Origin of the sequence: Anaerobacillus sp. MEB173 (genome assembly GCF_052119505.1) — a bacterium.
GTDB lineage: Bacteria > Bacillota > Bacilli > Bacillales > JBJMAU01 > JBJMAU01.
In genome coordinates, this window is record NZ_JBJMAU010000002.1 from 15832 (window position 1) to 30704 (window position 14873).

The 14873-nt window shown below is 38.2% G+C and carries 12 protein-coding genes, 1 pseudogene and 2 riboswitches; of the genes and pseudogenes, 2 read left to right on the forward strand and 11 right to left on the reverse strand.

The genetic code is table 11. The features are described from left to right. Window positions 1-5: 5 nt before the first annotated feature. From ACJ2A9_RS04430 to ACJ2A9_RS04480, 11 genes and pseudogenes are all read right to left on the reverse strand, one after another. Window positions 6-890: a sirohydrochlorin chelatase gene (locus tag ACJ2A9_RS04430; RefSeq protein WP_441420415.1), complete on the reverse strand. Its 885-nt coding sequence runs from the start codon at window positions 888-890 to the stop codon at window positions 6-8. 194 nt (window positions 891-1084) lie between these two features. Beyond that, window positions 1085-1915, reverse strand: a pseudogene (gene cobJ, locus ACJ2A9_RS04435) (precorrin-3B C(17)-methyltransferase); the annotation flags it as partial. Window positions 1916-1933: 18 nt separating this feature from the next. After that, window positions 1934-2548, reverse strand: a complete 615-nt coding sequence (locus ACJ2A9_RS04440) for a hypothetical protein (RefSeq protein WP_441420416.1) — start codon at window positions 2546-2548, stop codon at window positions 1934-1936. Window positions 2549-2707: 159 nt separating this feature from the next. Further along, a riboswitch (cobalamin riboswitch) is annotated at window positions 2708-2889 on the reverse strand. 70 nt (window positions 2890-2959) lie between these two features. Then, on the reverse strand, window positions 2960-4042 hold the full coding sequence (locus ACJ2A9_RS04445) for a cobalt-precorrin 5A hydrolase (protein WP_441420417.1): 1083 nt from the start codon (window positions 4040-4042) through the stop codon (window positions 2960-2962). An 11-nt stretch (window positions 4043-4053) separates the two neighbouring features. Continuing rightward, the gene (locus tag ACJ2A9_RS04450) at window positions 4054-4707 is read right to left on the reverse strand and encodes a precorrin-8X methylmutase (RefSeq protein ID WP_441420418.1); all 654 of its coding nucleotides are present in this window, start codon (window positions 4705-4707) and stop codon (window positions 4054-4056) included. 14 nt (window positions 4708-4721) lie between these two features. Beyond that, window positions 4722-5489: a precorrin-6A reductase gene (cobK, locus tag ACJ2A9_RS04455; RefSeq protein WP_441420419.1), complete on the reverse strand. Its 768-nt coding sequence runs from the start codon at window positions 5487-5489 to the stop codon at window positions 4722-4724. A gap of 15 nt (window positions 5490-5504) precedes the next feature. Then, window positions 5505-7121 carry a precorrin-3B C(17)-methyltransferase gene (gene cobJ, locus ACJ2A9_RS04460; RefSeq protein WP_441420420.1) on the reverse strand — a complete coding sequence of 539 codons (1617 nt, stop codon included), beginning with the start codon at window positions 7119-7121 and terminating at the stop codon, window positions 5505-5507. 252 nt (window positions 7122-7373) lie between these two features. After that, window positions 7374-7569, reverse strand: a riboswitch (cobalamin riboswitch). A 228-nt stretch (window positions 7570-7797) separates the two neighbouring features. Next, the gene (locus ACJ2A9_RS04465) at window positions 7798-8544 is read right to left on the reverse strand and encodes a sirohydrochlorin chelatase (RefSeq protein ID WP_441420421.1); all 747 of its coding nucleotides are present in this window, start codon (window positions 8542-8544) and stop codon (window positions 7798-7800) included. An 80-nt stretch (window positions 8545-8624) separates the two neighbouring features. Continuing rightward, window positions 8625-10118, reverse strand: a complete 1494-nt coding sequence (gene cobA, locus ACJ2A9_RS04470; RefSeq protein WP_441420422.1) for a uroporphyrinogen-III C-methyltransferase — start codon at window positions 10116-10118, stop codon at window positions 8625-8627. A gap of 25 nt (window positions 10119-10143) precedes the next feature. Next, a complete protein-coding gene (locus ACJ2A9_RS04475) occupies window positions 10144-11190 on the reverse strand; it encodes an anthranilate phosphoribosyltransferase (protein WP_441420423.1) in 1047 nt (348 codons plus the stop codon). A gap of 266 nt (window positions 11191-11456) precedes the next feature. Beyond that, window positions 11457-13133: a sensor domain-containing protein gene (locus ACJ2A9_RS04480; protein WP_441420424.1), complete on the reverse strand. Its 1677-nt coding sequence runs from the start codon at window positions 13131-13133 to the stop codon at window positions 11457-11459. Window positions 13134-13529: 396 nt separating this feature from the next. Here ACJ2A9_RS04480 and ACJ2A9_RS04485 point away from each other — a divergent pair, with 396 nt between their 5' ends. Continuing rightward, window positions 13530-13844 (forward strand): MerR family transcriptional regulator, encoded by a 315-nt coding sequence (locus tag ACJ2A9_RS04485; RefSeq protein WP_441421027.1) that lies wholly within the window; start codon window positions 13530-13532, stop codon window positions 13842-13844. A gap of 128 nt (window positions 13845-13972) precedes the next feature. Further along, on the forward strand, window positions 13973-14773 hold the full coding sequence (locus ACJ2A9_RS04490) for a divergent polysaccharide deacetylase family protein (RefSeq protein ID WP_441420425.1): 801 nt from the start codon (window positions 13973-13975) through the stop codon (window positions 14771-14773). Window positions 14774-14873 lie beyond the last annotated feature (100 nt).

The window sequence follows — 14873 nt, forward strand, 5'->3', positions numbered from 1 at the left end:
TCTTATTATTTTTGTACTTTTACTTCGTGGTGATGGTGACCATGCTCATGATCATCATCGTGATGGTGATGATGGTGAATATCCATATGCTCAAGCGCATGAAGACGATATTGACACATATCACAGTTTAATTTAGCTTCATCTCCTAATGCTTCGGTCACTCGATCCAGAAAAATATCTGTTAATCCTGGATGGAACCCGAAATATTGGGTCATTTGAAACTCGATATTTTCATATCGCTGTTGATAGGTTACTAGATTTCGTTCCAATCGTTTAATAAGAACTCCGGTAAAAAGAAAATATGGAACAATAATCACCTTTTCTGAACCTAAACGAAGACAACGTTCAATACCTTGTTCAACTGTTGGTGTCGTCACTCCCATAAAGGCTGTCTCAACCAGAACTTCCTTTTCAAACTGCTCTGATAATAATCTTGAAATCTTAAAAAGATCACTGTTCGCATCAGGGTCACTGCTGCCACGACCTACTACTAGAAGAGCCGTTCTCTCATCAGCTTCAAAACGATCAACATTTACCGCAGAAAGACGTTCTATGAAAATCGTCATTAACTGCTGATGAACACCAATCGGACGACCATATGTAAATTTGACATGAGGATAATGCTCTTTTGCATGATCTATTTCATGCGGAATATGAATCTTCGCATGTCCTGCAGAAAAGAACATCATCGGAATTAATGCAACATGAGAAGCACCACGCTCAACGCAGCGCTTGATCCCCTCTTCAATCGTTGGTCTTGCAAACTCAAGAAAACATGTTTCAATGACCGGTGCATCAATCTTTTCCCTCATCATATCTACAAACCTTATAATCTCCTCATTACCCTCCGGATCCTTACTCCCATGCCCAACAAATAAAACAGCATTCACGTTCGTCACACCCCTTTTTTAGTGTAGAGTGTAGAGTGTAGAGTGTAGAGTTATTGAAAGTAACTCTAAAGAAGATTTTTAAAACCTTCACTGCATTTGCCCTCACCAACTCTAAATTCTAAACTCTAAACTCAACTTCTTAGACTCACCCAAATCAATTCTAAATTCTAAATTATTAATTATTATTTGCTCTTCAACGCCCATGGTTCTGCTTCTGCGCTTAATCGTTGATGCGGCTTTAACTTTTGTTCATCTGCACTTAATGTATATTTTCGTTGATATCCACGTGGTGTGATCATTTTTCCGTCATACATAAATGTGGATTCATTGCCAATGATGACGGTTGATAGCATTCCGATTTCATGTTCTAACATGTGTGCTAAATCTGTGAAAATCACTTGCTGACGATTTCGGTACGCACTTTTTACAAGACCAACTGGTGTTTCTGACGAGCGATAGTTTAATAGGATTTTTTGGGCCTCCTCAATTTGCCGCGTTCGCTTTCCGCTCTTCGGATTGTACAGTGCTATAACAAAATCCGCTTGAGCTGCAGCCCTCACACGCTTCTCGATCATCTCCCATGGTGTTAAATGATCACTCAAGCTAATCGTACAAGCATCATGCATGACTGGTGCCCCTAAAAGTGAAGCGCAAGAATTAATTGCTGAAATACCTGGAACAATCTCAACTATAATCCCATCTGCTTCCTTCCAACTTTGTTCAGCTAATACCTCGTAAATCAAACCTGCCATACCATATAAACCAGCATCACCACTTGATATGACTGAAACAATCTTCCCAAGCTCAGCTTGTCTTACTGCCTCCCTTGCTCGTCCTACTTCCTCAGTCATACCGTTACTTATCACTTCTTGCTTCGTAATAAGGGGTTCAATTAAATCCATATATGTCTTATAACCAACGACAATATCACTTTCAATGATTGCCTCCCTCGCACGTACAGTCATATGCTCCTCGTGTCCAGGACCAATACCTACAACGATTACTTTCCCCTCTTGCTTGTTCATACGAAACTCCCCCTCTTGTTATATGAAAATAGAAATACCAAAGCCTATACTTATTAATCCTACAATTGAAATGACAAGTCGTTGTAACCGAAGATTAGTCGTAGCTGCCTTAAACGGAACTCCAATCACCATGGCAACGAGAAACATCCCAACAATTGAACCAAAACCAAATAGTAGTAAGTACGTAAACCCAACTCCTATATTACTTACTTGAGTTAACATTAGTAACATGAGAGCACCACTGCCTGCTAAGCCATGAATCATTCCAACAAAGAATGAACGGCGATGAAAATGCTCTACCCCAACACTCTCATTCACGCTCTTTTTCTTATTGACATATTCAGTGATGATCGCCTGTAAACCTAGATAGATTAACAACAGCCCTACTAACCATTCGAAATAAAGCTCCAGATGCTGCGGAACTGAAATACCAAAAAACAGTACAAGAAGACCAACAGCTAGAATCATAACTGAATGCCCTAATCCCCATACGGCACCCGTCATTCCCGCTTTAAAAACACTCTTTGTACGAGTCATAATTGTCGACACTGCAATGACATGATCTGCATCCAAAGAGTGGCGTAACCCAAGTAATAAACTAAATCCAAGTACTGACCAAACGCTCAAATCCATTTCCCAACTCTCCTTCATTAGTCGATATTTCATAAAAAAAAAGCATTCCTAACCTACATAAGAGGTTAGAAATGCTTCCATATCTCATTGATCAGCTTAAACTACACTAAAAATGAATAAGACCTGCACTCTAACACTTCCCCATCTCCCGTAGGTTAAACAGTGTTGCTAGAAAAGGCAGGTCTCCTGGCTTTTGGTTTACGTTTTCTGTGCCTTCCCATAAAAAAACAGTGGCATACTTACAAAAAACAACCCAATTACAGTGGCGGGACCGCGCCGGATTCTCACCGGCTTCCCTCTTGAAGATTACTAGAATCTTCACCTTTTCCCAAACATTATGAAATTATAATTTAACAGTATAGAAATCTGCTATTTTTGTCAATCTTTTTTGTTGCTTTATGACGATTATTGTTACCTTACTACTACCGCTACAGATATCGTTACATTTCCAGACTTCTTCTTTTCTAGCAAAAGTTTGCTTTCTCCTGATGAAAGCTTTGCAGCAGGTTCGCTTACTCCATAAGCTCCTGTATATTTAAAAACAGTCTCTGAAGGATTTTCAATTTCTACCTTGTTTAATTGTTCAGGAGTGTAATAGACAAAGTCCCAACCAAATTTTTTACAAACATCCAGCATGCCTTGTTCATCTTTCTTTAGATCGATGGTTGAAATCCCTTTTACAGAAAAAAATGAGATCTCTAATTCGGCTAACGTATCAATAATAACTTGCTCAATTTCTTCAGCACTTGTGCCACGGTTGCATCCCATCCCTAAATAAACAGATTTTGGGCGATAAATAACATAATTTGATAGCCATTTATTTTCAAAATCAAAATTGAAAAGCCGGTGAGTAATGATTAACGATGCATTAACATCAAGATCCTTCGCCTCTTCCAATGAATCAGCACATTTAATGTTTGCAGGAAGCGGATGGCTGTACTTCCACCAGTTTCTCTCCCCAGACTCTTGAATCACGACAACTGGCTCCTCATTGACAACCGCTGCACTCACTGGTGTGACGTATTCATCACCATCGATTACCCAGCCGAAATCTCTTCCTAATAAATCAACTGCGATTGTTTTCTGAACATCAGAAGCCGTCGTAATAACAGGTGTCGCTTGCAGCAACTTGGCAATTGTCCGTGTTAATTCATTTGCTCCACCTAAATGACCAGAAAGTACACTTATGACAAATTCCCCTTTATCGTCAATGACAACAACGGCTGGGTCTGTTTTTTTATCCTTCAAGACAGGAGCAATCATTCTGACAACCGCACCTAATGAAACGACAAAAGTTATCCCATCATACTGTTCAAATAACTGGGGGATTATCTTTCGAACCGAACCTTCAAACATGGTAATTCCCCGTTCTTCCTCATCACCTTGTGAAAATTTAGTCATATAAAATAGATCTGCAGTTGGCATTAATGACTGCAGCTCTCGGATCATCTGTACACCGTGTTTCGTAATTGAAACTAACGCAATTTTTTCCATGAGCTATCCCCTTATGACCCAACCTTTTCGGCCATAATCGAAATTGCATTCACTGCAGCAACAGTGACTGGACTCCCACCCTTACGACCAACATTTGTTATAAACGGCACATCTAATAATGCAAGTTCTTCTTTCGATTCTGCAGCAGAGACAAAGCCAACTGGCATCCCAACAATAAGACCAGGTTTCGCTTCTCCACTTTTCACTAGACGAATGAGCTCTAATAATGCAGTAGGAGCATTCCCAATCGCAAAAATGCCTCCTTCTGCCTCTTTGACCGCCTTACGCATCGCAATAATTGCTCGTGTCGTGTTTAGACGTTTCGCTTCCTCAATGACATCGGGATCGGAAATATAGACATGAACACTTCCCCCAAATTTCTCAATTCTCGGTTTACTCACCCCAGATTGAATCATTTGTACATCAGCGACTAGCTTCTTACCTGAGCGAATCGCTTCAATTCCTGCTTGAATGGCATTCGGGTGAAACAGAACACTTCTACCTAACTCAAAATCAGCTGATGCATGGATAATACGTTGTACAACAGGATATTGCTCCTCTGTAAATGGGTGCTCACCGATCTCTTCCGTTATCATTTCAAAGCTTAATCCTTCAATTTCCTGTGGTTGTGTTGTCATTGGCTTAAATTTTGTCGAGAAATCCATTTTTTCCCTCTCCTTTATCTGTTTAAAATTTTTAATTCTGAAATCACTTCTTCTTGTTTTGAATATTCTTTTCCATAGTTAATTTTTGGACGTTCTATCATAATAATTGGAATATCTAACTCAAGAGCCGCTTCAACTTTTTCGTCAACTGAACCGACTTTGCCACTTTCCTTCGTGACCATTAATGTCGTACCAAATTGCTTGTATAGCGCAATATTCAGCTCTTTTGAGAATGGACCTTGGATCGCAATAATGTTCTTTTGCTCAACTCCTAGCTGTTCACACTTTTCCATATTATCTTTTCTTGGCAGCATCCGAGCGACCATTGTTAGATTAGGCTTTCCTATTAGTTTCTTCGCAAAAGTCGCCAATGTCTTACTGCCTGTTGTAAGCATGACAACACCTTGCTTTGTTGCTGCCAATTCAGCTGCTTGCTCGTAATTTTTCACAACCGTAATCAATGGGTGATCGTTTACATTCGTTATTTCACGCTCAAAACGTATGTATGGAATTTTAGCCATTTCTGCTGCTTTTATCGCATTTCTTGATGCTTCTTCCGCATAAGGGTGACTCGCATCTACGATTGTATTTACTTCTTTCTCATTTATGAGTTCTACCATCTCCTCAGTAGTTAAACGCCCCACTCGGACTGGTATGTTTTTTTCTTTTAAGGAAATTGCCGCATTGTCCGTGACAACGGTTGCAAGTAGAGGAAAGCCCTCACTTTTTATTTTTATTGCGAGTTCCCTGCCGTCACTTGTTCCTGATAAAACAAGAATCACCTTTCCTCCTCCTCTCTAATCACCACAAACTGCATCAACAACGACTTGTGCCGGTACTTCACGGTATGGATATCCTTGTACTTGTCCTACCCGCTTAAAAAATTTATAAAAACGCTCATTTGGTATAGCTTCTTGCTCATATTGCTTAATAATTGCTAACAATGTTGGAACAATTTTCTCCCTCTCAATCCCTTCAGCAACAGGTTGCCCGACGTGTGCATTTCTGCCGATGGTTTTTGCTCCTAAAAATAAGTCGAACTTTCCTTTACGGAAAACGATCCCAATATCATCGGTAACTGCTCCATAACAAGCCATACCGCAGCCATTTATTCCAATATTTAATTGCTTAGCAACTGACTTCCCACCTAATTGTTGCTGAATTTCTTCCGCATATGGAATCGCATCGACTTTTTCTCCATTACAAAAATCACATGCCTTAACTTGAATAACATCGCCAATTGGATGAAGCATTAAATTTTGGGCGTTTAGTTCGTCAATGATTTGCGTAGGATCATTTGTTGGGACGGAAATCTTCAAGCGGTGGTCAGTTGTATATTCCATTGTTCCCTCTTTACCAACAACATTGGCTATAGCAAGCAATTGCTCTGCTGTAAACGTTTTTGCAATGACTCCAGGAGAAACCGCAAATTCAAAAATCTCCTCCTGTTTAAATACCGATAACCCATTTATACCGACCGTTTCAGTCGGAGTTTCTTGATGTAATAATGCTAAAGCTTCTTCTGCTAACTCCGTTGACGTTCGTTTACTAGATTCTGTTTCCTCCACTATCCCTTGATGCAGCGCCCACGGTTCTGCTTCTTCCTTTAAACGCTCATGCGGTTTTAAAGATTGCTCCATTGCTGTTAAAGTGTATTTTCTCTGGTATCCTCGTGGTGTTATCATTTTTCCGTCATAGAAAAATGTCGACTGATTTCCAATAATGACTGTTGTCAGCATTCCGATTTCATGATCAAGCATATGAGCGAGGTCAGTGAGTACGACATGTTGGCGCTCCCGGTAGGCACTTTTTACAAGTCCTACTGGTGTATCAGGTGAACGATACCGAAGCAGAATTTGCTGTGTTTCTACAATTTGGCGTGTTCTCCGTCCACTTCTCGGATTATACAGAGCAATCACAAAATCGGCCTGTGCCGCTGCTTCTACTCTCTTTTTAATTAACTCCCATGGTGTTAGATGGTCACTTAAACTGATTGTACAAGCGTCATGCATTATCGGAGCTCCGAGTAGGGAGGCACAAGAATTCACAGCAGAAACTCCGGGAATTATTTCGACCGCTACTCCCTCATCCTCCTTCCAGCCTTTCTCCATTAGTACCTCGTAAACTAACCCTGCCATTCCATAAACACCAGCATCACCACTTGAAATAACAGCGACGACCTCTCCTTTTTCAGCACGACGGACAGCCTCCTGAGCCCGACTTACTTCCTCTGTCATTCCCGTTCGAACAATCTGCTGTTTATCTGTTAGGATTGGCTTAATCAAATCAACATAGGTGTTATAGCCAATTACACTATCACATTCCAAAAATGCCTCTCTCGCTCGAAACGTCATATGTTTTTCATTTCCAGGACCAAAACCAATGATAAGTAATTTTCCACGTTTACTAGACAACGTCATTCCCCCATTTTTTAGTTTAGAGTTTAGAATGTAGGGTTTAGAGTTGAAGAGGGGGAATTCAAAGAGGTATAAAAAAACCTTCTTGAAATACATAAATAACTCTACACTCTACACTCTAAACTCTAAACTTTCTTTTTTTCATAAAAAAAAGCATTTCCAACCTCGGTTATCGGTTAGAAATGCTTTGTTAATATGTACATAAGTGTAACTCGCACCCTAACACCTCCCTATATCCCCGTAGGTTGAACAGTGTTATGAGAATAGGCAGGTCTCCTGGCTTATGGTTCTAGTTTTCCTGTGTCTTCCCATTCTTAATAAGAACAGTGACCTATACAGGTTAACAACCAAATTACAGTGGCGGGACCGCGTCGGATTTACACCGAACTTCCCTATTAAGCTGATAAAGCATATCTTTATCAACACCTATTCCAAAACTATGAAATTTTCTACTATGAAGTATAGTAACAATGATTCTTAAAATTGTCTACTTTTTTCTTAATAATTGTTATTATCAATATTTTTTAAATTGGCTCAATTATCGTTTGATGTTGATTTTTGGCTCGTTCGTGTGAATTACTAAATTCACACGCCTTTCAGGTACTGAAAGGTTTGGAGGTTAGAATGAACATCAAACGATAACACAGCTTCTAAATTAAAAATGTAAGTATTCTTACAAGACTTCATTTACTCTTTGAACAACAACATCTGCCAATTTCGGATGATAGCCTAAATAATTACAAAGCACTAATTCTTTTTCACATTTATTTTGATACTGAGTTAACGTGTTTTGCATTTTTTTCATGAGTATACCCGTAAATAAAAGGTATGGCAAAACATATACCTTTTTACCTTCTAAACGCAACGCCTTATGCAGACCTTCCTCATACGATGGTTCTGTTGCTGCTAAATAGCAAGTTTCCACATCTTTAATTGGATAATACTCCCATAGTAATCGACCTAATTTTGCAAGATCACTATTAGCTTCTGGATCACTGCTGCCCCGGCCAACTAACAGAACTGTGACATCGTGCCGATTAGTGGTATTGGTTAATTCTAATCCTTGCTCCTCTAATCGTTCTCCTAATACTGATATGATTGATTCACTAATCCCTAACGGACGACCATACGAAAACGTAATGTACGGAAAGCGAAGTTGTGCTTTATTCAATTCCCTTGGGATATCAACCTTCGCGTGACCAGCAGCTAATAGTAGGACTGGAATAACAGCAATTTCTTCAGCTCCTCGTTGAACACATTTTTCTATTCCCTCTACTATGCTTGGTGCTGCTAATTCAAGAAAACATATTTCTTGTATCTCAGTCTCAATGTTTGGCATGACTTTTTGTATAAATGTGATCAGTTGGTCATTTGCTTTTGTTACGCGACTGCCGTGTCCTACGTATAATACTGCTTTCACTTTCTCACCTTCTTTATTATCTATTTAAAATTTGAAAAAAAAGCTATCACAAGAAAGGATAGCCTTTTCAAACAAGTCAATTAAGCTTTTGCGACTGCTGATTTTTTAGAAGTAAGTGTTGTTATAAGTTCTTCTACCGTTGGTTCATGCGGAATATCAACGACTTGAATTCCGGCTTCCTTGGCTGCTTTTGCTGACTGTTCTCCCATACAAACGACATCAGTTTCAGTCAGCAATTGTAGAGGATCAATACCGGCATTCACGATTGATGTTATAAATTGCTTGACTGAAGCAGCACTTGGAAAAATAACTTTATCCAATTTCCCCTCAGCTAAAACGCGTCGCATTGTTACATGAGATTGTTCGACTTCTACTTTTTCATAAGCTTCCAACAGATCGAAAGAAGTCCATTTTGCAGCTAATTTTTCTTTTCTGTCGGTCAGTAAATGCTCGCTTACAATAAGCAGCTTACCTGTTTCAGGCATTACATTAATTGTCTTTGCTAAAAAGCCCCGGCTTTCAATTGCTTTCTTGGACTTGATAGAACCCCCAAATAATTCTGCACTTATCGAACGAATATCAACCCCGTAATGTTGTACTCCTTCGAAGAAAAAGCGAACACTTTCAGGTGATAAAAAGGCAATCCGATCATAACTTTCAATCTGCTTAATAATGTTTAAAAATGCAATATCTTTCACTAGTGATTGACATTGTATCCGTGGATATTCAAACACATCTGCTCCCTGCTCAGATAAAGTTTCTGCTAATCGTCCTTTATCTTCCCCAGTCCTTGCGACTACAATTTGTTGACCAAATAATGGCTGATGCTCAAACCACTTGACTTTTTCACGCAGCTTTACAATATCACCGACTAACGTAATCGCTGGATTGCTGAATTTCGTCTCTTCCACCAAGGCAGCGATATTCCCTAAATTCCCCTCAAGCGTTTTTTGTCGGCTCGTCGTTCCCCATTGAATAAGAATAACTGGCGTTAGCGGAGAACGACCATTTTGGATGAGCTTTTCAGAGATATGTGCGATATTTCCAACACCCATATAAAAGGCTATCGTATCAATACCTCTAGCCAACGCTTCCCAATCAATCGCGGGCTTTCCATCTTTTGATTTGTCATGGCCCGTTACCATCGCAAAGGAACTTCCATAATCCCGATGAGTAACTGGAATTCCGGCGTATGTACTTGCCGCAATCCCAGAAGTGATCCCTGGTACAATCTCAAATGGAATCTTGTTTTTTGTCAATGTTTCAGCTTCTTCCCCTACTCTGCCAAAAACACTAGGATCGCCACCTTTAAGTCGAACAACCATCTTCCCTTCCATTGCCTTCTCCACTAATAGATCATTAATGTTTTCCTGTCTTAAAATATGGCGGTCAGGTAATTTTCCGCAATAGATTAACTCCACATCAGGTCGGGCATGTTCTAACAAAAGCGGATTTACGAGACGGTCATAAAGGATAACCTCAGCTTGACGAATGCTCTCCATTCCTTTCACAGTTATTAGCCCAACATCACCAGGTCCCGCTCCTACTAAAAACACTTTTCCTACACTACCCATGTTTTTCTCCCCCCACTTACGAACACTATACTTGCTGCAAAATCCTCCTCCAAGTCTGTAAATGAAGGAAAGCTTTTTTCCCGCTTAGTTGCTGTTTGGCATAAGCAATCCCTTCTTCAATCGAAGCTGATTTGCCAAATAAATAATAACGGATTCCAGCATTGAAAATAACTTGATCTCTATAATATGCTAACTCCTCTGAAGAGTCGCCTTCTACTATTTTCGTTATAATTGAAACTTGTTGATCTAATGTTAGACTCTCTTTTTCTTCTGATTTTTCATGTTTCAAACCAAAGTCTTCAGGATTAATTGTCATTTGATCAACAGTTGATTGACTCACTTTATAAATAAAGCTCTTACGATGGATAGGTAAATCCTCAGATCCATCTGCTCCTTGAACGATATAAGAATATTTGTATGATAACTTTTGAAAAATAGGAATCAGTTTATCAACAGCTGATTTATGAAAAACACCGATCATCACTGAATTCGCATTTGTTAAATTTAATAGTTTTTCTGTTGTATTAATAATTGTTCTAAGTCCAATTTGTTCACGAACAGGACGAATTGCCGCTAACGGCGGGCAAAATTTTTCAGTCCATGCAAAACCAATGTTTACTTCCTCAATTGATTGGGCAATTTGCTTAGCAGATGCCTCAACAGGCACCTTCAATTTTTCAAAAATTGCCTTTAATGTACTGCCATACTTAGGCGGCAATGTATCAATGCCATGTAAAAAGACCGGCAAACCTCTTTCTGCGAGTAAAATTGAAACAGGAACAGTAGCCGCAAAAGTTTTGCGACCATCATAAGGTCCGGCAAAGTCAATCGTTTCACTACTCTTTGCAGAAGATAGATGAATTTTCCGAGATGCATGTCCAAACTCAGTTGCAAATGCTAATAATTCATCTGGTGTTTCCTTTTTAATCCGCTCAGCAATAAGAAAAGCGGCGGTTTGTGCCTCTGTTGAATTTCCAGCAACAATTAATTTTGCTGCTTCCGTTGCCTCAGCAAGTGTTAAGTCTCTTGCTCCATTTCTCCCACGCCCAACCGCTCTTATCCATTGTTTCATTCCTAACTTCCCCCGTTACATTATATTTCATTTCTGACTTAACTGGTAGGTTTAATAAAGTATAATGTATTTTTTACAATTATACAACTATTTTCTCAATTAATACCTTTCCTATTCCATTTAAAGAAGCACGTTTAAAAGGTAAACTATTATAGTACATTATTTCATACATCATTCTACTTAACCGTTTCTTTGGCAGAAATTATCACAAATAAAAAACTCCGCTTAAGTAGCAGAGTTTCTAAAATCTTTTTCAAGTTAAAATATTAAACATGAGAATGATAAAAAAGTTCAAATTCTTTAACGGGCAACGGCTTACTAAAAAAATATCCTTGCACTTCATCACATTGTTGCTTCTTTAAAAAGGATGTTTGGACTTCAACCTCAACACCTTCAGCGATAACCTTAAGACCTAAGCTATGGGCCATTGCAATTATTGCCCGTACTATCGACGTATCACCTGACGTTGTAATGTCATCGATAAAAGACTTATCAATTTTTAACGTTTGAATCGGATAATCGCGTAGATAACTTAACGATGAATACCCCGTACCAAAATCATCAATCGAAATATGAGCACCAATTTCTTTAATTTGCTGCAGCTTTTGACTGACATAATCCTTCTTATGCATCGCAATCGTTTCAGTAATTTCTAATTCCAAATACATCGGATCAAGCCTTGTTTCCTTTAAGATTTCACTAATCGAATTAACCAATAATGGATCTTGAAATTGTCGGACTGATAAATTTACCGAAACTCGTAAAGGATCAAACCCGCTATCCTGCCAAGCTTTATTTTGTTTACAAGCAGTACGTAACACCCATTCGCCAATCGGAATAATTAAACCTGTTTCTTCGGCAATCGGGATAAATTCTGAAGGTGGAATATTCCCAAATTGAGAGTGATTCCATCTTAGCAATGCCTCCATTCCAATGACTTTTCCTGTTATTAAACTAACTTTCGGCTGATAAAAAACTTCAAATTCCTGGTTTACTAACGCCTCACGGAGATTTTTTTCAATTTCAATTTCACGACTTACCCCTGTATGAAAGTCACTAATAAAAAATTGATAACTATTTTCTCCTCTCCTTTTTGCATAGTACATAGCCATGTCAGCCTTCTTCGCCAACTCTTCCACCGTTTCACCATCACGAGGAAACATACTTACTCCGATTCCAAATGTCGTAAAATAATCATTTTTCTGTTCATGAAAAAATTGATCCAACTCTATCATCAAATTTTGCAAAAAAGCAGTTGTAAGTTCATTTGTTGTGTGATTTAGATAAATAAAAAATTCTCCCCCATCATGACGGGCAATCATATCCGTATCTTTCATACATAACTTGAGTCGCTCGGTAATCCCAATAATTAATTGATCACCTAATGCACTACCTAATGAATCTTTCATTGTTTTAAACCGGTCCAACTGCAAGCATAATACCGCCACATTCTCACCGTTTTCCTTCGCCGTCCTCAAAACATTATTTAACTGTTCTTTAAACACACGGCGATTTGGCAAGTCCGTTAACTCATCATGGGTAGCTAAATACTTAATTTCTTCTTCCACACGTTTTCGTTCTGTCACATCATTACGAATTGAAACATATTGGTAAGGAATACCTTCATTATTCATATAAGGAACAATTGTCGTATCAACCCAATAAAAATTCCCATCCTTCTTCTTATTTCTCACTTCGCCTCTCCATATTTCACCTGCTGAAATAGTCGACCACATTTCCTTAAAAAATGCTTCAGAGTGGAAATTAGAATTAAGGATTCGATGCGTTTTGCCTAATAGTTCATCACGATTATATTGTGATATGCGGCAAAACTTCTCATTAACATATGTAATAACCCCTTTAGCATCTGTAATAGCAACAATTGAAGCCTGATCGATAGCAAACTTTATGTCATTTAGTTGTTTATACATTTGAGCATTCATAATAGTTCCTTCTTTCATAGCAAATCAACTCAACTGCTTTTCTAAATAGTCATTTTTTACTGGGAATCTCTCTTGTCTACTATTTTACCTTACCTTCACAGTATATAAATCAATTATTTCATTAATTTGGTATATTTTCTAATTATTTTAATGCTTTTACTTTAATAAATAATATCATTAAAGAGATAGACTTTATATCACAATTTCATGAACAATAATGAACTCCTTTATTTTTAATCGTAAAGTTAAATCACAAACTTTGGTATAATACCTAACACTACTTGTTTATTGTTAGATTATCTAACAAAACGATTCACTGAATTTTACTAAATATGTTATAGTAGAAAAAAGAAAATTAATGCTTATATGGAAAGTCCGAATTAAAGGAGTTGATATATAGCTGTGGCCTATAACTATAAAGAAAAGAAAGTAATTACTATTGGTGTTGTAAGTGAGTTGACTGGTTTATCTGAAAGACAAATTCGTTATTATGAAGAACGAAAACTAATATTCCCTGAAAGAACAAAAGGTGGTACAAGAAAGTTTTCATTTCAGGATGTAGAGCGGTTAGTTGATATTGCCAATAAGATGGAAGACGGAATGCAAACTTTTGAAATTAGAAAAATGGAAAAAAAGAAGCAGCATAAAAATGAACTGCGCGATCGCATGTTAAAGGGACAAATCAATGCTGCATTCAATATCCGCAAATAAAAAAGCTTTTGGTGAAGTCATAGTGGTGTCCCCGCTATGATTTTTTGTATTTAGAAAAAAGGATGCAAATAACTAGTAAATAAGGGAAAGCTAACGACAGTTTACTATGATTTGTGGAGGGATTTTTATTGAGAAGAATAGCTCTTTTACTTATTTTTGTCTTGTTATTATCAGGTCCGTTTATTGATAGTCAAGTATATGCTGAAGATGCCCCCTTAAAAGCTGCGATAATTATTGATGATTTTGGAGGTGATGTTCATGGGGTCGAGCAGTTTTTTCAGTCTGAAATTCCGATTACTGTCGCAGTAATGCCCTTTCTCGAAGAAACAAAAGAACAAGCAAATACAGCACATAACTTAGGATTAGAGGTTATGCTCCATCTTCCATTACAACCGAAGAAAGGGAAAGCCTCCTGGCTAGGACCTAATCCAATTACAAAAGACCTCTCCCTTGAAGAAGTTAAGAATAGAGTAACAATGGCTCTTGATGACGTTCCTCATGTAAAAGGTATTAACAATCATATGGGCTCTTTAATTGTAGAAGATGAAGCAATGATGAGAGCTATATTAGAAGTAGTTAAAGAGCGAGGACTTTATGTTGTTGATAGTGGAACAAGTGGCAAATCTGTTCTTCCTCGATTAGCCGAAGAAATGGGAATTCCGTGGACTGTAAGAGATACATTTCTCGACGATACACACTCATCTAGCAGTCATGTGTATAAACAAATGAACAAACTTGCAAAAGTAGCAAAAAAGAAAGGAACAGCCATTGGAATTGGTCATGTTGGTGTTAAAGGGGATGAAACCGTCAAAGGTGTAAAGAAAGGCATTAAGCAATTCTTTGAACCAAATAAAATTGAAGTCGTTCCTGTATCCGAGCTTTTAAAGCCAAGTATCGAAAAGCAGCCTGATAAATTTTGGCAATACTGATTTTTTAAAATGTAGAATTTAGAATTGCTGTGGGTGAATCTTAGAAGATGAAGTTAAAAGTTAAAGCGCTGCAGCAAAGCTGCAACGCTTTTTCTAACTC

What these genes read in the sequence shown, in the direction of transcription:
- ACJ2A9_RS04440 (WP_441420416.1), bottom strand. Translation starts at nt 2,548, where the DNA reads ATGGATTTGAGCGTTTGGTCAGTACTTGGATTTAGTTTATTACTTGGG.
- ACJ2A9_RS04445 (WP_441420417.1), bottom strand. Translation starts at nt 4,042, where the DNA reads ATGGAAAAAATTGCGTTAGTTTCAATTACGAAACACGGTGTACAGATG.
- ACJ2A9_RS04450 (WP_441420418.1), bottom strand. Translation starts at nt 4,707, where the DNA reads ATGGATTTCTCGACAAAATTTAAGCCAATGACAACACAACCACAGGAA.
- cobA (WP_441420422.1), bottom strand. Translation starts at nt 10,118, where the DNA reads ATGGGTAGTGTAGGAAAAGTGTTTTTAGTAGGAGCGGGACCTGGTGAT.
- ACJ2A9_RS04475 (WP_441420423.1), bottom strand. Translation starts at nt 11,190, where the DNA reads ATGAAACAATGGATAAGAGCGGTTGGGCGTGGGAGAAATGGAGCAAGA.
- ACJ2A9_RS04480 (WP_441420424.1), bottom strand. Translation starts at nt 13,133, where the DNA reads ATGAATGCTCAAATGTATAAACAACTAAATGACATAAAGTTTGCTATC.